Genomic DNA, 20,244 nt, shown 5'->3' on the forward strand with positions numbered 1-20,244 from the left:
AGAATTTGAGATGCACACCAAACTGAAAAGCCTGTTCGCGCAAGGGGCAGCGCTGATGCCGATGGCATTGGCGCTGGCGATCACGACGCCGGTCATGGCGCAGGATGCGGCCGCACCAGTTGCGGAAACGCCTGCACCAGATACCAGTGCGCCGCTCGCCCAAGACGCAGCCGCGGTCGACGATGCCTCCATCGTCGTCACCGGCAGCCGCGTCGCCAATGGTTTTAAGACGCCGACCCCGGTGACGATGGCCAGTTCCGAGCAATTGCGCGTGGCGGCCCCCACCAACCTGGCGGACGGCCTGAACCAGTTGCCCGCCTTCAACGGCAGCACCAAAACGTCCAGCCCGTCAACGACCAACAGCCGCGGCGGCAGCAGTGGCCAGAACCTGCTCAACCTGCGTGGCCTTGGCGCGCAGCGCACGCTGATCCTCCTCGACGGCCGTCGCTTGCCGGCTACCAACAGCGGCGGCTCGGTCGACATCAACATCATTCCGCAGGGGCTGGTCAGCCGGGTCGACGTCGTCACCGGCGGCGCGTCGGCGGCCTATGGCTCAGACGCGGTGGCGGGTGTGGTCAACTTCGTGCTCGACACCAAATTCAAAGGCTTCAAGGCCGAGGCGCTGACTGGCATTTCGACGCATGGCGACCTGCCTTCCCTCGGTGGATCGCTGGCCTATGGCACGTCCGGCGCCGACGACCGGCTGCGTTTCGTCGCGGGCGTGGATTATTTCTACCAGAAGGGGTTACGCGCCGATCAGAAGACTGGTCGTGACTGGTTCGACGACAATGCGGGCCAGATCGTGAACCCGGTGGCGGGCGCGCGTCCGCTCAACCTCATCATCCCCTCGATCCGCAGTTCGATCGGCACCTATGGCGGCCTGATCAGTTCGGGTCCGCTCAAGGGCACACAGTTCCTTGCGGGTGGCGTATCCGCACCCTTCAACTATGGCACGGTGACGGGCACGGCCTTCCAGAGCGGGGGCGACGGCGCGCGCGCTAATATCGGCCTGCAACCCACGCAGGAGCGCTATAACGGTTTCGCCCGCGCCGAATTCGACCTGTCGTCGGCGGCGACTTTCTTCGTCGAAGGGTTGTATGCCCGTAGCCACACCAATCAGGGGGCGTTCGTCAGTCAGAACGTAGGGTCGAACGCAGCCTACACCATCTATCGCGACAATGCCTATCTGCCCGCCGACATCCTCGCTCGCATGATTGCGGCCAATGTCCAGTCGTTTCAGCTTGGCCGTTTCGAAAAAGAATTGCCGCTGGTGGAGAATGAATCGACAATCGACGTCTATCATGGTTCGGTCGGCGTGCGGGGCGAACTGGGCGGCACGTGGAAATGGGACGCCTCCTATAATTTCGGCCAGTCGGATCAGGAACTGCGGTCCAACAATCTGACGATCGCGCGCAACCTCTATGCCTCCGCCGACGCGGTACGGAACGTATCTGGCCAGATCGTCTGCCGCTCCACGCTGGCGGGCCTTGATCCGGGCTGCACCCCACGCAACCTGTTCGGGCCGCAGGCCGCCAATCAGGCGATCACCGATTATGTCACCGGCGATAATGTGCTGAACCTGCGCCTGCGCCAGCATGTCGTTTCCGCCAATATCAATGGCGATCTGGGCGAGAACATCCAGTTGGCCGGGCCGATCGCGATCGCGGCCGGTGTTGAATATCGTAAGGAAACGGCGCACCAGACCACCGACGCCCTGTCGCCCACGCGCATCGATTTCACCGGCATCCGCGGCGGGCCAGCCGCGCTGTCCGGGCGTCAGGGGCCCTATCGCTTCTTCAACCCGCTGCCTTTTTCCGGCGAATATGATATCCGGGAAGGCTATCTGGAAGTCGCGATCCCGATCCTGAAGGACAGCCCGATCGCCCAGTCGTTCGATCTCAATGGCGCCGTGCGCTATGCCGATTACAGCACGTCAGGCGGCGTCACGACATGGAAGCTGGGCGGAAGCTGGGAATTGAACGATGCCCTGCGCCTGCGTGGCACCGTGTCGCAGGATATTCGCGCGCCCAACCTGCTCGAACTGTTCAATCCCGCGACGCAGCTCAACGGCAATGTTGTCTATAATGGCGTCACCACGCCGCAGGTGAACTTCGCCACCGGCAATCCCAATCTGAAACCGGAACGGGCGCGCACGCTGACCTTCGGCGGCGTGTACCAACCCGGCTGGCTGTCCGGTTTTCAGGCGTCGCTCGACTATTACAAGATCAAGCTGAAAGACGCCATCACCACGCTGGCCGAACAGCGGGTGGTGGACGAATGCGCGGCGGGCAACCAGGTCCAGTGCGCGAATATCACGGTGCTGCCTTCGGGATCGCTCAGCATCCTGCGCCCCAACCTCAATCTGGCGGTGCAGACCGTCGCCGGCATAGATTTCGAGATCGGCTACAAGACCGATTTTGCCGGCGGCGACCTTAATGTGCGTCTGATCGGCAATCATGCGACGACGAACAATTCGCAGACGCCCGGTTCGCCGGTTCGCGAAGGGCTGGGCGAGACGATCACGCCCAAATGGAGCGGGGTGCTTCAGGCCAATTGGTCGAACGAGGCCTTTTCCCTGTTTGTGCAGGAACGCTTCATCAGTGCGGCGAAACTGGATGCCACCCGTGTCGAGGGGATCGACATCAACGACAACAGCACGCCGGCGGTGTTCTACACCAACGTCACCGGCACCTATAATCTGAACATCGGCGGCGGAAAGCAACAGATCTACCTGTCGGTCGCCAATCTGTTCGATCGCGCGCCGCCGCTGTCGCCGCCGCCCGTCACCACCTTCACCACGGCGGCGAGCAGCGCCTACGACCCTATCGGCCGTTACATCACGGCGGGCGTGCGGGTTTCTTTCTGACCAACCATCGCGGGCGCGGCATTAGTGTCGCGCCCGCGACCTTATAGGGAGGAGACGATGACCAATGCCCGTCTCGCCACGATGCGGCCGGTGCCGCAGCATGTGGTGGATCATATGGTGGCCGGGATGCGCGGCCAGACGAGCGACGTGCTGATGATGCAATTTGGCATCAGCTATAATACATGGCGTAAGATTCTGGCGGGCGATCCGATCCGGGATTCGGTTGCGCAACGATTGGAGCGACGTGTTCTTGGTAACGACGCAATGTGCGATATGTCGGGCGCGGGTAATCCGACTGGATAGCATCGCGACCGAAACCGTCGGCCTGATCGTTTCCGTTCCAGACAAGGGCCGGCGGCCCGGTGCCTGATCGTCCCCGCAATTACCGTATCATTGCGCTGGTCGTCGCTTTTGCGCTGTTCATGCAGCAACTCGACGCGACGGTGCTGACCATCGCCCTGCCTGCCATGGCACGCGATCTGGGCGTGACCGCGTCCAGCCTCAGCCTCGCGCTGACGGCCTATCTGGTGTCCCTCGCGGTGTTCATTCCCGCGAGCGGGGGGCTGGCCGACCGTTTCGGTTCCCGCACCATCTTTTGTGGCGCGATCGCCGTCTTCATGGCCGGATCAATCGCCTGCGCCCAGTCGACCAGTCTTGTCATGCTGGTCGCGGCCCGTTTCATCCAGGGGCTGGGCGGGGCGATGATGGTTCCCGTCGGTCGCCTCGTCCTGTTGCGCAGCGTCGCGCGGCAGGATTTGGTCGCCGCCCTGTCCTGGCTGGTGATGCCCGCTCTCGTCGGGCCGATCGTGGGACCGCCGGTGGGCGGCCTGATCGTCACCTATCTGGACTGGCGATGGATATTCTACATCAATATCCCTATCGGCGTGGTGGGACTTGTCCTTTCGCTCATGCTGATTCCCCAGCTAAAGGATGATGAGCCAGGTCGGTTCGACGGCAAGGGATTCATCTTGTCGGGCATGGCGTTGGGGTGTCTGATTTTCGGCTTCGAACTGGCAAGCCGTCCGTTGCCCGTCCCGGCCATCGTGCTGCTGCTGGGCAGCGGGGGCGCTCTGACCTTCGCTTATTTGCGCCATGCGCGCCGGATCAGCGACCCTATCCTTGACCTGTCGCTGCTGCGCATCCCGACATTCGGGCTATCGGTGGCGGCGGGCAATCTGGCCCGGATCACTCAGGGCGCGCAGCCCTTCCTGCTACCGCTGCTGTTCCAGATCGGCCTGGGCCTGTCCGCGGCGACGACCGGCACGATCATGATGGCGAGCGCGGTCGGGGCGTTGGCGATGAAACCGATAGCCCCAGCTATCATCCGCCGTTTCGGTTATCGCGACAGCCTCACCTTGGCCACTCTGACCGCCAGTATCGGCTACGCCAGTTGCGCCTTTTTCCGCCCCGACTGGCCATTGGCGGCGATCGTCGCGATATTGGTCGCGTCGGGATTTTGCATGTCGCTCCTGTTTACGGGTTACAATGCAGTCGCCTTCGTCGATATCGAGCCAGTGCAGATGAGCGTAGCGACCAGTCTCTATGGGACGTTTCAGCAACTCAGCCTTTCGCTCGGCATCTGCGTCGCCGCCGCCGCCCTCGAACTGGGAGCGCGACCATCTGACCCCTATGCCGGTTTCATGATTGCGTTTTTGCTTGTGGGCGCCATTTCCGCAGCAGCAACGATCCTGAATCGCCGCTTTGCCGCTGATGCGGGGACTTGACTTGGTAAACGGACGCGCGGCGCGCTCGCATATGTTGGAAGGCGCTTGGCCTGTCGCGGCCTAACCAAAATGCTCACAGTTTTGGTTAAGGGCTGGTCTATGGACGGTGTCCGATGATAAGAATGAGAGCATCAATTTCAATGCAGATGATTATCGCCTGAAGCTGACGCTGTAACTATCGCGCCAGCTGATCGGTACGCCGCGCCATGTCTCGCAACATCCTGGCGGCTCCGTGCTCATCTAGGACGGATTCGAGGATCTTGTGCGATGAAGCCTGTCCGGATGGAAGATCGTCAAATCATTGAATGGGATGGAGATGACATTGATGTCTTGAAATTCAGGAAGGTCGGCGTGCAGGGCCTCGTAATGCTGGCTGAATGCACATGGCGTGCAATCTGCTGACGGAGCATAAGGGCGTCAAGGGCGGCACGGCCGACCTTCAGGATAATGATCCGGGCGTCTATGGCATGATCCAAAAGCGGACACGCTGGGCGTCTTTCAGATCGAGAGCCGTGCGCAGATGTCGATACTGCCCCGCATCGAGCCTGCCCGTTTCTAAGATTTCGTCATTGAGGTCGCGGTTGTTCGGCGTGGCTAAATCCAGGGCGACGTGGTCCATCCCTATCTGTGGCTCGGCAAGGGCAAGGAATCCTTAATCCGAGTTGCACGCGGTGCTGGAAGACGTTCGGCGTGCCTCTGTTTCAGGAGCAGGCAATGAAGGTCGCGATCGTGGGCGCATGCTTCTCCCCGGCTTAGGCGGACCAGCTACGTCGCGCTATGGCGACATTCAAGCTCACGGGCGTACCGGTCTCTCCAGCTATCCTTGCGCGGTCGTCCGGTGAGCTTTTTTCGGCCGCAGTTTGTTGCGATGAGGGGCGTGCGCTGCGGTGATCTACGGTCGATCTGCGACGGGCGCAATATCGAGGTGGCCGGTGTCACCCTGTTTCGCCAGCGTTCCGGCTCGGCAAAGGGGATGCTGTTCGTCACGATCGAAGATGAGACGGGCGTGGCAAATGGCATCCCGTGGCCCGACCGCTTCGAAATCTACCGTCGGCATCATGGCGGTGTCCATGATCGCGATGCGCGGCCGGCTGCAGAAGGAAGCCGAGGACATACAAATCATCGGTTACAAGGATCTACTTCCAGATGTGAATATTCTGCCTTGCGTCGTCTAAAGGTTGAGTGCGTGATATATGAGATAACGCATGCGCCAGAACAAGCGCGGGCTATTTAACTGGATTTTCAGCCTTCATCGGCAATGCTGAGGCCATCGCCCCGTCGTCGCTGAAGAATTGCCGCCATGACCTTTCTCGCCTCATCCAGTCTAGGCCCGTTCGCCAGTGCCTATCCCCAGTCGCCTGCGATGCTCCGGCACAGCCTCATGGATCAACCGCTCCTTTCAATCGAGGCGCTGGCGAAGGCGGCGCTCGAACTGCCACCGGAATATGTAGAGCGCCGGATTTCGAACGCCCCTAACGGCGGCGAATTCGCGATGGACCGATCGGACGACGCCGATGCCGCAAGCGTCATTCGTGCAATCCATACAAGCGGCAACTGGGTCATGCTCCGCTTCGTAGAGCAATTGCCGGCCTATCGCGCCTTGCTGGACAGGGTGATGAACGAGATTGGGCCTGCGATCTTTCCAGCGACCGGTCCGAGCCTGACGGTCAGAGGGTTTATCTTCATTTCGTCCCCTGGCACTTTGACGCCGTTTCATTTCGACTGCGAATATAATATCCTGTTCCAGATCGCGGGCGAAAAGCATTTCGCGACCTATCCCCCTATGGCGCCCTGGCTACCGTTGGACCGGCATGAAGCCTATTATGGCGCGGGTGACAATATGTTGCCCTGGAACGACGCCTATGAGGCGGAGGCGAATATTCACACGCTGCGGCCCGGCGATGCGCTTTTCATTCCTTATGCATCGCCGCATTGGGTGAAGGCAGGCGCGGAGCCGACCATTTCGCTGTCGATAACCTGGCAGAGCGCATGGAGCCAGTCGGTCGGGGCCGCCATGCAGATCAATCCGCTGTTGCGCCGTTGCGGGTTGCCGGCCGGCGACTTGCCCGCATGGCCAAAGACGCCGAAATGGCGTTCGCTCGGTTGCCGTGTCGCCCGCAAGGTGGGGCTGTTATGAGCCGCCTGTCCCCCGCCAGCATATTTCATGCGGGCAATCGCCATGACTGGCCGGTTGCAGATGTCGGCCAGCCAATCGTTCGCATGTTGCGTCATGCCGACCTGACAGCGCATGATCGGGCGTGCTGGGCGGCGCTGTCCGCACAGGCCGGGGACGCCAACGTATTTGCGCAGGACTGGTTCATGGAAGCCGCGCTACGCCAGTCGGACGATGGCTGTGACGCCCTGCTTGCTGTCGTCAGCCATGGGCATGGGCCGTGGCTGGGCGTGATGCCGCTGATGGCCGAATGGCGATTCGGGCGCTGGCCTGCGCGCATCTGGCACAGTTGGTCGGCAACCAACCAGTTTCTGGGTACGCCATTGGTGGCGGCGCAATCTGCCGATATTTTCTGGGACACTTTGCTTGCGTTTCTTGATACGCGTGCGGGTGGCGCGATATTGCTGCATTTCGAGAAATTCGACGCGGATGATCCTGTCAGCACCGCGCTGTTCGACCGTTGCAAGCGGGAAGGTCGTGCGGTTCACACCATCCAGTGCGTCGAGCGCCCGGCACATCGTGCTGGCGACGATGCCGAAGCGTGCAGCGACGCCAAGACGCAAGGCCGACTGCGCAGCCTGTCGCGGCGACTGGAGAGCGATCATGGTCCCGTTGCGGTCACGATGCTCGATCCCGGTGAGCCATGCGCGTCCTGGATCGACGCCTTTCTGGCAATGGAGGCATCCGGCTGGAAGGGGCGCATGGGCAGTGCGCTTAGTCGCGACGCGGCAACGGAGGCGTTGTTCCGCACTGTTATTGCGCGCGGCCACGCAAATGGCAGCGCGCGATTGTGCAGCTTGTCGGCTGGCAGTCGCGTGGTCGCCATGTCGTGCTGGTTCGAATCCATGACCTGGGGCCATGGCTTCAAGATGAGTTTCGATGAAGATTATCGTGCCTATGCCCCCGGCCAGCTATTGATGCGGGACATTAGCGATGGGATCAGGCGCCGGCCCGACCTGTCTTTCGACACGTGCGTGCCACGCGACGCGAGCCATTGTCATCGGCTGTGGCGCGGCAATCGGCGGATCATCGATGGAGCTGTGGCGATCGGCTCCCCATGGCAACGATTGCATTTCGACGCCTTGATAAAGGCGCGGGCGGCCTATGCGGCGGTCAAAACCCATCTTTCCAGGCCACTAAAGCGGTAAGTGTGTTTCCTGACGGCGGCCTTGTCGATAGGGTCGAACGGCCGCTCTCCTCCACAGTCAGCATAAGAAGTGCTGGACGACGGCATTTTGCGGACAAAGCAATTGGACTTCCTGATATCGGCAATTGGCGCTAACCCGCCGCCCCATGCCCAGCGTCTGACGTCGCCCCTTAAAAGACGCTCAACCATCTAATTCCCGTTCCCAGGTGCGGTCGGTCCGCTTTCCCATTGTGATGACCAATCGAAGCTGCATATGGCCGTTGGCTTGCATTCTTGGATTAAAATAGATAGCGCGAATAACTCTCATTAGCGAGTCGAATAATAGGGGGTCGTTTTGTCCATCATTCGTGCAGCGCTTCTGGCGTCTGCTTGCCTGTGCGCGTCTGTCGCTTCTGCTCAGGAGGCGCTGGTCGTGGCGCCCGAAGCAGGCGATGCCGGCCAGATCATCGTCACCGGCCGCGCCCAGCGCCTTTATCGAACCGAAACCACCACTGTCGGCAAGGCGGCGCAGGATCCGCTCGACATTCCGCAGGCCTTGCAGGTCATCAATAAGGACCTGTTCGCCGATCAGGGCGCGCGCGACGCGACAGACATCTATCGCAACATCTCGGGCGTCAGCTTCTTCAGCTATGCCGGCATCACCTTTCGCGGGTTCCGGCAGGACCAGTCCTTCTATGACGGCATGCGCGGCAACCCGTTCATCGGCTTTTCCGTGCCGCAACTGTTCAACATCGAGAGGGTCGAAGTGTTGAAGGGGCCTGCTGGCCTGTTCTTCGGCCCCGGTTCGCCCGGCGGCATCATCAACTATGTGTCGAAGACGCCGGAGGACAAGACCGGCATGCGGCTCGTCGCGACCGCCGGCAATTACGACCGTCGCGGTATCTCCGCCGAAGCGTCCGGCCCCGTCGACGATGACGGCGTCGTCACCTATCGGCTTGGCGGCTTCTACGAGGCGTCGAACCCCTATCGCATCAACACGAAGAATGTCTCGCTGATCGGCGACGGCGCGATCGCCATCAGGACCAATGAGGGCGGCAAGCTTACGTTGCAGGCCACGGTCTATGACAACGACCTGCAAGCCAACCGGCTGCGCGGCATATTGACCGACAATGACGGCAATTTCCTGGGCAATATCCGCTGGAATGCGAACGAACCGACCGACTTCCTGCACCTCAAGTCCCAGGCCTATCAGGCGCGCTATGCCACCGCGATCGGCGATCGGGTGACGTTCGACGCGGGCGTGCGCTATTTCAAGGCGACCGAAACGCAGCAATATCACGAACCGCGCGGCCTCGTGGCGGGCAGTGCCGACCTTGTCGCGCGCGAATTTCGAGACCAAATTCGCGACGTCGACGGCCTGTCCTTCTCCGCCAATCTGACCGCGCGCGTCGACCTTCTGGGCATGGAGCACAAGCTTCAGACCGGTGCGGACTGGTATGATGAAACCAGCGTGCTCAGCAGCCGAATCCTGCGCGCAGGCGTCACTCCGCTCAGCCTCAGCAACCCCGTCTACACCAACAGCGCGCGCGACGTGGCGCGGGCCGCCCTCCTGCCTTTTACCGTCACCGACACCCGAACCAAGCGCAAGGGCGCTTATCTGCAGGACCAGATCAGCCTGTCCGATGCCTTCATGCTGGTGGGCGGCGTGCGCTACGACAAGTTTGAAGATGGCGTGGTGGGCAACCGCTTCTACACCGATGACGACGTAACCTTCCGCACCGGCGCGATCTTCAAGCCGCGTCGTGATGTCTCCGTATATCTGAGCTGGTCGCAAAGCTTCGAGCCGCAGAGCGCATCGAGCCAGACGATCGACGCCGGCGGTCCCTTCGCCCCCGTGACTGGCGACCAGTTCGAGGGCGGCGTCAAGACCGATCTGTTCGATGGCCGGCTGCAAGCCAATTTCGCTGCCTATCGCATCGTGCGCAAGAATATCCTTCAGGCCGATACCAGCCTGCCGCCCGTCAATGGCCAGGACCAGCTGCGCCCGATCGGCGAAGTGACCAGCAAGGGCTTCGAGATCGACCTGTCGACCGACATCACCCCCAACTGGGTGGCGCTCATCAATTACGGCTTCAACGATACGAAGATTACCGGCACCATAGCAGGACAGGCGATCACCAACGCCGTCGGCAACCGCTTCGCCAACGCACCCAAGCACAAGCTTGGCTTCTGGACCCGCTATCAGGTGCCCGTGATCGACACCGCTATCGCCTTTGGAGGCGAATATGTGTCGAAACGTATCAGCCTGTCAGGCCAGGCGGTAAAGCCCTACACCATATTCGACGCGTCGCTGACGAAGCGACTGGGCTTTGCCGAACTGATGCTGCGCGTCGACAATATCTTCGACAAGGTCTACGCTGCGTCTGGCTTCTCGGCACAGAGCGGCCATTTCCCCGGCGAACCGCGCACCTTCCTGGCTGAGCTGCGCTTCAGCTTCTGATCATGGGAAAGCCACAGGGCAAGAAAGGCCGCTCGCTCTGGTGGGTGATGCACAGCTGGATCGGCCTGAAACTGTCGATCTTCCTGACCTTCATCCTCGCGACCGGTACACTCGCGGTTTTCGCGCATGAGATCGACTGGCTGGTGACGCCCGCCATGCGGGTGTCGCCACGGGCCGAGCCGGTCGCATCCTGGGGGGCGTGGGCAGATGCCGCCGCCCGCGCCGCCCCCGATGCGCGGCTCCAGACACTCTATGCGCCGATCGACCCGTGGTTCACCGTCGAAACCTGGGTCGATCACGGCAAGGGCGCGCCCGAGCGCATCTATGTCGATCCTTGGACCGCGCAGGTGACGGGCCGGCATGGCTGGGCTAATGTTCATCGTTTCCTGCGGCAGGTGCATCGCCACCTGATGCTGCCGACGAAAATCGGCATTCCGCTCGTCTGTTCGCTCGGGCTGCTGCTGGCGGTGTCGCTGGTGTCGGGTGTCGTCACGTACAAGAAATGGTGGCGTGGCTTTTTCCGCATGCCGCGCGGCGGCGACGGTCGCCGCCTGACCGGAGACCTTCATCGCCTGATGGGCCTGTGGAGCTTGTGGTTTGCGGCCCTGATCGCGCTGACGGGCATTTGGTATTTGGTGGAGACGCTGGGCGGCAGCGCGGCCGTCCCCAGACTGCCAGAGGTTGCCGCCAGCCCGACACCGACGGGCGAGCAACTGGACCGACTTGTAGCCATCGCCCGGCGAACGGAACCCGCGCTCGACATCCGCGAAATCCGGTTCATGAAGAACAATGGCGTTGTTCTGCTGGGCCAGTCCTCCGCTTGGCTGGTGCGGGATCGCGCGAATGCCGTCGCCATCGATCCAGCAAATGGCAAGGTCATCACCGAACTCGACGGTCGCACCCTCGACGTGCATCAGCGCATCTCGGAAATGGCCGACCCGCTGCATTTCGGTACTTTCGGCGGCATCTGGACTAAGGTCCTCTGGTTCCTGTTAGGAGCGGCAATGACAGCCATGGCCGTGACCGGATCAATGATATACGCCATGCGGCTTGCAAAAGCTTCCCGCACGCAAGGTGGCGCGATGGGACTCGCTTGGCGGGGCATGGGCATCTGGGCCTATGTCGGTCTTGCCCTCATCCTGCTCGCTTTGGCGCTGACGCCGGGAGCGATAGGCGGCGCCAGTTAAAACGACCCAAATCAGATCTGCGAAGGAAGAAGGAGACATCCCAATAGCGGACATTCTGCACATGGCTAATTCGCTTGCAGAACAATTGATCCATTGCCCCCTTTCGTAGCCCTAATGTCGAAACTGCTCTCCAGGGCCAGAACGAATTCATCGCTTTCTCCAAGCCCGAACCGTCCCGTAATCAACGTTCCCGCGATCCGGGGATCACCTATGACCAGCGGGTTAGTCCGGTACCTGTTGAATTCCTCGACGACCTCATCAAGCGGTTTTTCCTCGAATTCCAGAAATCCTTCGGTCCAAGCCACGCGCTGTTGTACGAGTGCGTGATCCTGGATGAGCGTCGTGGCAATGCCTGGCTGAATGAGCGCCGATGAACCGGCATGGACTTTGACTGGCGCAGCGCCTGCATTTGTCACCAGCACGACCCCTTCAGTGACGGCCAGCTCCGTCACACCTTCCTTGCGCCGAATATTGAATTTGGTTCCCAGCACCGTGATTTCACTATCGCCAAGGTCGACGAAGAAAGGGCGCTTCTCATCCCTGGCAATGTCGAACATGGCTTCACCCCGAAGCAGCCGGACCTTGCGGCTGTCTCCGTCCATCAGGACATCGAGGCTGGTGTCTCCGTTCATGGAAATGGAAGAGCCGTCCGTCAGGCGGGCGATCTCGCGCTGTCCCTTCTTCGTGATCCGATGGTCACCAAAAAGAGAGAAATGTCTGGCAATTCCAACACCGGCAACGGCCGATGCTGCAGCACTGAGCATGGCAGTCGTGACCGCGCGACGGGACAGAACGGGCGCGCGAGCAGCGGGTACGCCGTTCGCTTGAATAGGCGCCTCGCCACCGTCTGCGATCGAACCTTCTTCGCTCAGGCCTTGTTTGTCGCCCCGGAGACGAATGCGTTCGCCTTTCTTCCAGATATCAGCGGCGGATGCGTAGGCGACAGCATGGTAGGGATGGCTTGCTATCCAGCGGTGAGCGGCATCACGGTCGGCGGGATCAGTGCTGCTTTCAAGCAGGACGACCAGACGCGCGGCTTCGGCCTCGATCGCCTCGCGCTGCGCTTTGTCCGGTTGAAGGTTGTTCGACGTCATGATCTTCGCTGTCCATCGTTCCACGGGCAATATGAGCGAGCGCCCGGCTCAAATGGTTCTCTACTGTAGAGACGGACAAACCCATCTCCGCTGCCACATCCGCTATCGAATATCCTTCGACCCTTCTGAGAATGAAAGCGCGCTTCTGCTGTGTCGGCAGCTTTTTCACAAGCTTTTCCAGTCGTCTCAACTCATCACGCGCGTTGAGCATGCCATCGTAGCTGACCGTTTTGCCCAGATCTTCCAGATCGGCCATATAGTCGAAGGATATGATGGCATCCCTGCGGGCCTGGTCGACCAGCAAATTGCGTGCGATCCGATGCATGAACGCAAGGCCATTGCGAATCTGCCGCCAGTCATCGACGGCGTAAGCGCGAGTGAGAACTTCAGCGAGAATATCGTCGAGGTCGACATGCTGGGGCAGGATTCTGCGCAGCCGGCCGCGCACCAGCCCCTGGTACGGCAGGATCACTTCCTGAAACCATCGGATTTTTTCTGATGGATCGCTCACGTCTCGTCCCCCGTTGGAAAGCCGATCCTCTCCTGTGCAGAAAGGAAGCGATTGCGCAGGCAGATGTCCAGTCACAAAAATTCAATAATTTTTGGGCCGGCTTGTGGGGGGAGCCGTGAGGCCATCCGTCAGAATAAGGGAGAGCAAAAAAGAACGACAACAGATGGAGAGGTGAAACAGGGGGATCACATTCCATGCGACGCCGTTCACTCGTTTCTTCGCATTCTCTACTTGCGACCTGCGCTTTCGTTTCATTCGCCTGTTCCACAGTTCAGGCGAATGCCGAAGATCATCGCTTCAACATTCCTTCCCAGTCAGTATCGGATGCCCTGCAATTATTTGCCAAGCAATCGGGCTATCGACTGCTCTTCCCTTCAAGGAGCGTCGCGGATCTGAGGTCGAAGCCACTGTCTGGCTCCCTTTCCGCCGAGGATGCTCTCAATCTCCTGCTGAGCGACACGCCGCTGCGAATCGCGTCCATTCGGGGCAAGGTCATCGCGCTTACCGCCCGCAAGGGCGAGGCCATGGCGATCTCGCGCTTAACGCTTGCTAGACCGATCCAGCTTGCCGCGTTGCAACCCGCAGTGGGAATGCTTCCGCAAGCGGATGATGCTCCGTCCCCGCCGGTAGACGAGATCGTGGTGGTGGGAAGCCAGATCCGCGGCGCGAAGACGACCGGCGCCCTGCCGGTTTCCGTCGTGGGCAAGGACGACATCGCCGCCATGGGCGCCGTGTCCGCGAACGATCTGTTTCGCACGCTGCCCCAGGCAAGCGACATGACATTCAACGAGCAGACGCTGGGCGGCGGCAGCCCCAACGCCGCGCGGGGCGATGTGGCTTCGGTCAGTCTGCGTGGCCTTGAACAGGGCAACACCCTCGTTCTCCTGAACGGCAGAAGGATGGTGCTGCACCCGACCTCGCAGACCAGCAATGGTACACCAGTGCTAACCTACAATGTGAATGCGGTGCCCGTCGGCGGCCTAGAGCGGGTGGAAGTGCTGCGCGACGGTGCTGCGGCGCTTTATGGGTCCGATGCGGTCGCCGGCGTGGTCAATAATGTCCTGTCGACCGACTTTACCGGGCTATCCCTGGATGCGACCTATGGCGGCGCCGAAAGCACGGGTATGCGCGAGTTCCAGCTCAACGGCAAATATGGATCTGACTTTGCAGGCGGCCGGGGCAACATCAGCCTCATGGCGAACTTCACGCACAGGACGGCGCTGGAAGTGGGCGACCAGGACTATACCGCGACCAACGATCTGCGATCCTTTGTCGAAGGCACGGCTTTCGAGGGGAACACGGCCTTCGATACCCGCTCGACAAGTTCGTCCTGGGGTGCATTTCGTGCGCAAAATGGTTCGGCTGTGCGCAGAAACGGCACGCTGGTTACCAGCGCTGCTGGCGTCTTCCACATTCAGCCACAGAGTAATGCCGGTTGCCAGATCAACCTGTCGACAGATCCGGGCGTCTGTATCGATGATGGCGTCATAACCGGCGCGGCGGATCGCAATCTTCGGGCAGATAACAGCGCGTCTTTCCCCAACATCACGGTGACGCCGTCGACGACGCGGTTCAATGTCTTCTCCTTCATCAACTATGAATTGAGCGATAGCATCAAATTCTTCAGTGAATTGGGCTATTATCGGGCAAAATCGAAGGGCTACACGACGCCGGGCACGCTGCTAGCCACGACACCGATCACCATATCCTCCAGCGCCTACTGGAACCCGTTCAGCGCGGTCGGTTCCGTCAATCGCTTGCCTGACATTGATGCACCGGCAGAGGGTCTCAACCTTACGACGGTCAACCTTTCGATCCGTGACGCAGGCATGCGCCAGGTCAATGTGACCAATCAGCAGTTCCGCCTGCTCGGCGGTCTCAAAGGCGAAATGGGCAACTGGGACTGGGAATCGGCAGCTCTCTATTCGGAGGCGACCGTCAAGGACTCCGGGGACGCCATCAGCAACAGCCTGCTCCAGGCCGCGATCAACCGGACAACCGCCGACGCCTATAATCCGTTCAATGGCGGTGATCCCGCCAATCCAAGCGGCATCGATACGACACCATCAGCTCAGTCGACGATAGACAGCTTCATCGTCACCTCGACTCGTCGCAACAAGACGACCCTTGCCTTGTGGGACGCCAAGGTATCGAACGCCCAGCTCGTCGACATCTGGGGCGCGCCGATCGGCGTCGCGGCGGGCATCGAATTTCGTCGCGAGACCTACAAGGATGATCGCGACGCCCTGCAGGATGGGTCAACGCCGTTCGTGGATTCCGTTACTGGCGTCAGCTATTCCAGCGATCTCCTGGGCGCCAGCTATCGTCCGGACATCTACGGCAAGCGCACTGTCTTTTCAGCATATGCGGAACTTGCCGTGCCGGTCTTTACGCCGGAAATGGAAATTCCGATGTTCCATGCACTCGAATTCCAGCTCGCGGGCCGTTACGAGCGCTATAGCGATGTTGGAGACGTGGCCAAGCCCAAGCTTGCCGGCTTCTGGGATCTGCTTGATGGGATCAGGCTTCGCGGTTCCATCTCCGGCGGCTTCCGCGCGCCCAATCTGGAGGTCATCAACACCCCGGTATCGGAGGGCGTCAACAGCCTTACCGACTATGTTCAATGCGAGGCTGACCTGCGCGCCGGACGGATCAGCAGTTTCTCCGGCTGCACCAGAAGCTTCGCCGTGCAGCAGCGCCGCGATGGCAACAGCGAACTCAAGCCGGAGGAGTCGACGAGCTGGTCGCTCGGCGCCGTGCTGACGCCTCCGTTGCCCGGCGGCCTTGGTAAGGTTACGCTGACCGTTGATCGCTGGCGCATCAAACAGAAGGGGTCGGTCGGCATCCTCTCGGACTCCACGGAGATCGCGCTCGACTATCTCGCGCGGGTGAATGGCTCCAGCAACCCCAATGTCGTGCGCGCGGCGGCCACGGCCGACGATATCGCTCGCTATGCAGGCACCGGCATCACGCCGACGGGAGACATTCTCTATGTCGATTCCCGCTATGAGAACCTATTGCCGCTCGACGTGCAGGGCATAGACTTCGGCTTCAACTACGCGTCTCCAACAACCCCGGTCGGGCGCTTCACCCTGAGTTTTAACGCATCCAAGCTGATCAAATATTATCAATCCGCCTCGGCGCAGGTGCAGTCCCTGCTCGATGCTATCGCCGGCGGTGAGATCAATGGCGCGATCGGCGTGACCGGTGCTGCCGACCTGGTGCGACAGGACGGCCATCCGCGCTGGCGCTACTCGGGTACGCTGACCTGGTACAAGGGGCCGGTGCAGGTGGGCTTGTTCACCCAATATATCGGGTCGGTGGAACAATCGACGGTCTTTGATGCGAATGCCAATCCCTATGTCGTGAAGTCTCAACTGACCGGCAATCTCTACGTCCAATATACGCTCAAGAAAGACGGTCTTGGCGGCACGACCTCGATCCAGCTTGGCGCCCGCAACTTCACCAATGAGCGGCCGCCTTTGGCAACCAGCGGCTATCTTGCATCCCTCTATCAGCCGCAGCGGCGCTACTGGTATGCAACCATTCGCAAATCCTTCTGATCAGGCCAAATTCAGTACGGGAAATCTTATGTTCAACAAACGCAAACTCTGGTCGACCTGCCTCATCGCGGCGACGCTACCCTGCTCCGCCCTTGCGCTGACGCCCAGGGAAAGCGATGCGACACAGGCTGCGGCCATCCATATGCTGCCTGAATTCGTGGAGTTTCTGAAGCTCCCCAACGTCATGCATAAGTCGACCGCAGACATGCGCAAGAATGCCGACTGGGTCGAAGCGGCCTTCAAACGGCATGGATTTGAAGCACGGCAACTTCCCGATGGCGAGACGCCGATGGTCTTTGCGCAGGCACCCGGCGCCTCTCCCAAACGCAAGACGGTGCTCTTCTACGCCCATATGGACGGCCAGGCGGTGTTTCCAAAGGACTGGGATCAGGCCGATCCATTTCAGCCGGTGCTGAAACAGGAAGGGGCCGATGGTAAACTTGCCCCCATCCCTATCGAGAAGATCACCCAGGGAGGGCCGATCGACCCGGAGTGGCGACTTTTCGCCCGTTCGGCAGCGGATGATAAGGCACCGATCATGATGCTTATGGCCGCGATGGATGCCCTTAAAGCGCAAGGCAAGAAGGCAGGGATCAACATCAAGATCATCATCGATTCTCATGAAGAAGGCGGGCCGCCCACGCTTAAGGACGTCGTCCAGAATAATCTGGAACTGCTCAAGGCCGATGCGGTCGTCATGCTGGATGGCCCCATGCATCCCAGCAACAAGCCCACGCTCGTCTTTGGTCACCGCGGCGGCATGGGGTTCGATCTTACTGTCTTTGCTGGCAATAATGACGCCCATAGCGGGCATTTCGGCAATTTCCTGCCGGATCCCAGCTTTGCCCTCGCTCATCTTCTCTCGACTATGCGCGACATGGATGGCCGGGTTCTCATTCCCGGCTTCTATGACGGCGTGGACATGAGCCCGGCCATGAAGAAGATATTGGCGGCCGTCCCGGACGATGAGGCCGCTATTCGCGCCCGTATCGGCATCGCGCGCAACGAGAAGGTCGGCGACAATTATCAGGAAGCGATCAACTATCCGACTTTCAACATCACCTCGATGATCTCGGGGCAGCCGGGCAGCAGGCGGTCCGTCATTCCAGCCTTCGCAACCGCCAGCGTCAGTTCCCGTACGGTGCCTGGTACGCCGCCCGAGCGCCAGATCGCGCTTGTCCGCAAGTGGGTGGAAGCACAGGGCTATCATCTGGTAGAGAGTGAGCCGACCGATGAAGAACGCGGCAAGTTTCCGCTGATTGCCGCGATCAAAGGTGGTGGCGGCATGCCTGCCCTCATGACGCCGCTAGACGCTGCGGTGGGCAAATGGGCAGCGGCTGCCTTCACCGACGCGTTCGGTCAGGCCCCTGTCCGCATTCCGATTATGGGCGGTGGCGTGCCGACCAGACCGCTTGCCGATGGTCTCAAGGTTCCGATCCTGCTTATACCACTGGTGAACGCTGACAATAATCAGCATGCAGCCAATGAAAATCTCAGGTTTGGGAACTACATGTCAGGAGTGAAGAGCCTATATACTCTTTTTACAACCGATTTTGCTGACTGATTTTTTTTGGGGCAGCTCGTAATGCTGCCTCAACCGATCCTTTCCAGATACCCAGCCGCAGATTTTCCGTTCCCAGGAGAGGTCCGTCCGCTTTTCCATTCTGGGCACCCGAGATTGGCCGATTACAGATATCGGGTTTTCGGGGCCAGGAACAGATAGCTGCCCATTGGCTTACAGCCCATCTTCGGCGTTAGAGGAAGATCGCTGCCAGTCGCCCATCGACCGATTCCATTCATTCACCCATTGATTTTCGAGTTCAGCTTGGAAGGGGCAGCTTTGCGTAGCACTGATTTTGATCTCGTTTAAGGTGTTCTAGATGTAACGATCCTATGGGACCAGACGGGCATGCTCCCTTAAGAGGAGTTGCAGTGTGCCACCAGGCCGCGTTTCTGAATTGCGACATTGATAGCGGGCGAGCGAGAGGCTGTAGGCACACTTACCTCCGATACACTTGAGTACCGGCGCCGTCCGACCCAAGAATGTATATATGTCATAGTAAAATCAGTGTTTTATAACAATTCTTTAGGAGTCGCCGGGCCCACCAGATCGCTGATGCGCGCCAAATAGCAACTGGCATGGGTCACGGGCCGTAAGGGCCTACTGACTGAAGCCGATGCGCCCAGCATGGGTCAGGACTGCATCATTTTGCGGGGCATGGGCGCGGCTGCAGAGGACATCTCGATAATGGCGCTCCAGCGGATTATTGCGGGTTAGCCCTGGATTGCCGGTGGCCTCTACCGCCAGTGCAACGGCATCGATGGCGTTACCAGTGATGAGGTATTTAAGGAGCTGCGCCTCCGACGCAGGCGGCGGCGCCCCTTCCTCAGTACGACGAATTAGGTCCTGCAGCAGTATCCTATTGTTAAGTAGGAGAGCATCGATGCGGCCCAACAGTTCCTGATACCGATAAAGTGACGAGAGCGGTGCACCCAGATTGGTAGGTACGCGGGAGCGCGCAAACTCGGCGAACCAGTCACGCCCCTGATGCGCCACCGCATCATAGAGGTTTCCCAGAAGACCTACCATCCACGCGATCTGAAGCGAACTGTCCTCGTTCCACTCCTCAGGCCGTCTTAAGTCCACAGCATGGTCGAGTGGAATTGCCACGTCATTCAGAATAACGTCGTGGCTGCCGCTGGCGCGCATCCCCGCGTGGTTCCAAGTTTCTTCAATGCGTATGCCGGGGCTGTCTGCCGGCACTAGGAAATAGCCGACCAGCGGATCGTCGCCCTCCGTCCGCCCCCAGACTATCATGTAGCTAAGGATCGGACTCCCGGTAGAGAAGAGCTTGTGACCAGAAATTCGCCAGCCGTCTCCGTGACGTCTAGCCGTGGTAGCGGGCAAACCTCCGCGTGAAGGCGTTCCGAGTTCCGGCTCGACACGCAACGCATTCGCAAGCGCTCCGCGAGACACCGCTTCAGCCTCGATACGGCGGCGCAGATGTGAGGGCCAGCGGTCTCTCCCACGCACGCCAGCATGAGTCAGATACTGCATTATGAGTACAAGAGCTGTTGAAGGATCCCCCTTCGCAATCTCGCGTACAACGCGGCTTGCCTCTGCAAGTCCCGCTCCGCGGCCGCCCTTTTCGGGCGCGATGGTTAGGGCCAACAATCCATGGTCGTGCAGGGCGGAAAAATTTGCGAAAGGAAAGGAAGCATCACGGTCATGATCGGCGGCGATACTACCGAAACGCTCACGTAGAGTGGCCAGCACGTCATCTGAAACAGCAGTGGGCCTTAAGTCGTGTGCTGTCGCCATTGTTTTTCCAGCGCTTTGTTGAAAGTGGAACCTGCCGCCGACGGTTACAACCAATACCGCCTTGCAGTGCGGGCTTGGAGCCGTTTCTCCATGCGCACAATTGAATTGTTTAGTCTATTGCTTGAGAAAAATTCAGATGTGAGTGCGTGCAGTCCGGTATACTCCATGCTCCAACCCTTGATCCGCTAACGTCAGCATCAGCATCAGCGTTAGAGGT

General features: G+C 60.1%; 14 protein-coding genes. 11 read left to right on the top strand and 3 right to left on the bottom strand.

Annotated features, from left to right (window positions below; all coding sequences use genetic code 11):
- Positions 1–10: 10 nt before the first annotated feature.
- The 9 genes from DM806_RS25690 (at position 11) to DM806_RS25730 (ending at position 11,537) form a co-directional block, all read left to right on the top strand.
- A complete protein-coding gene (locus DM806_RS25690) occupies positions 11–2,866 on the top strand; it encodes a TonB-dependent receptor domain-containing protein (protein WP_179045989.1) in 2,856 nt (951 codons plus the stop codon).
- A gap of 57 nt (positions 2,867–2,923) precedes the next feature.
- Complete coding sequence (locus DM806_RS25695; RefSeq protein WP_218647662.1) at positions 2,924–3,169, top strand: hypothetical protein; 246 nt, start codon at positions 2,924–2,926, stop codon at positions 3,167–3,169.
- A 59-nt stretch (positions 3,170–3,228) separates the two neighbouring features.
- Positions 3,229–4,590 (top strand): MFS transporter, encoded by a 1,362-nt coding sequence (locus DM806_RS25700; RefSeq protein ID WP_372859775.1) that lies wholly within the window; start codon positions 3,229–3,231, stop codon positions 4,588–4,590.
- 502 nt (positions 4,591–5,092) lie between these two features.
- The gene (locus tag DM806_RS27490) at positions 5,093–5,149 is read left to right on the top strand and encodes a hypothetical protein (RefSeq protein ID WP_372859790.1); all 57 of its coding nucleotides are present in this window, start codon (positions 5,093–5,095) and stop codon (positions 5,147–5,149) included.
- Between the two features lie 454 nt (positions 5,150–5,603).
- Positions 5,604–5,765 carry a hypothetical protein gene (locus DM806_RS27495; RefSeq protein WP_179045990.1) on the top strand — a complete coding sequence of 54 codons (162 nt, stop codon included), beginning with the start codon at positions 5,604–5,606 and terminating at the stop codon, positions 5,763–5,765.
- A gap of 125 nt (positions 5,766–5,890) precedes the next feature.
- Positions 5,891–6,727: a cupin-like domain-containing protein gene (locus DM806_RS25715; protein WP_179045991.1), complete on the top strand. Its 837-nt coding sequence runs from the start codon at positions 5,891–5,893 to the stop codon at positions 6,725–6,727.
- Positions 6,724–7,911 carry a GNAT family N-acetyltransferase gene (locus DM806_RS25720; protein ID WP_256869499.1) on the top strand — a complete coding sequence of 396 codons (1,188 nt, stop codon included), beginning with the start codon at positions 6,724–6,726 and terminating at the stop codon, positions 7,909–7,911. The genes DM806_RS25715 and DM806_RS25720 overlap by 4 nt, the downstream gene beginning before the upstream one ends.
- Positions 7,912–8,322: 411 nt before the next feature.
- A complete protein-coding gene (locus DM806_RS25725; RefSeq protein WP_372859777.1) occupies positions 8,323–10,350 on the top strand; it encodes a TonB-dependent siderophore receptor in 2,028 nt (675 codons plus the stop codon).
- 2 nt (positions 10,351–10,352) lie between these two features.
- Positions 10,353–11,537, top strand: coding sequence for a PepSY-associated TM helix domain-containing protein (locus DM806_RS25730; protein WP_256869500.1), 1,185 nt, complete (start codon positions 10,353–10,355; stop codon positions 11,535–11,537).
- A gap of 65 nt (positions 11,538–11,602) precedes the next feature.
- On the opposite strand, the gene DM806_RS25735 is transcribed toward DM806_RS25730, so the two are convergent.
- Positions 11,603–12,631 carry a FecR family protein gene (locus tag DM806_RS25735; protein WP_179045993.1) on the bottom strand — a complete coding sequence of 343 codons (1,029 nt, stop codon included), beginning with the start codon at positions 12,629–12,631 and terminating at the stop codon, positions 11,603–11,605.
- Positions 12,549–13,142, bottom strand: coding sequence for an RNA polymerase sigma factor (locus tag DM806_RS25740; protein ID WP_179045994.1), 594 nt, complete (start codon positions 13,140–13,142; stop codon positions 12,549–12,551). Before DM806_RS25740 ends, DM806_RS25735 begins: the two co-directional genes overlap by 83 nt.
- 194 nt (positions 13,143–13,336) lie before the next feature.
- On the opposite strand from DM806_RS25740, the gene DM806_RS25745 reads away from it, so the two are divergent.
- Positions 13,337–16,705: a TonB-dependent receptor gene (locus tag DM806_RS25745; protein ID WP_179045995.1), complete on the top strand. Its 3,369-nt coding sequence runs from the start codon at positions 13,337–13,339 to the stop codon at positions 16,703–16,705.
- Positions 16,611–18,269, top strand: coding sequence for a M20/M25/M40 family metallo-hydrolase (locus DM806_RS25750; protein WP_179045996.1), 1,659 nt, complete (start codon positions 16,611–16,613; stop codon positions 18,267–18,269). The genes DM806_RS25745 and DM806_RS25750 overlap by 95 nt, the downstream gene beginning before the upstream one ends.
- Positions 18,270–18,866: 597 nt before the next feature.
- Here DM806_RS25750 and DM806_RS25755 read toward each other — a convergent pair.
- Positions 18,867–20,027 carry an acyl-CoA dehydrogenase family protein gene (locus DM806_RS25755; RefSeq protein WP_179045997.1) on the bottom strand — a complete coding sequence of 387 codons (1,161 nt, stop codon included), beginning with the start codon at positions 20,025–20,027 and terminating at the stop codon, positions 18,867–18,869.
- Positions 20,028–20,244: the final 217 nt, after the last annotated feature.

It is taken from the genome of Sphingobium lactosutens, assembly GCF_013393185.1.
Taxonomy (GTDB): domain Bacteria; phylum Pseudomonadota; class Alphaproteobacteria; order Sphingomonadales; family Sphingomonadaceae; genus Sphingobium; species Sphingobium lactosutens_A.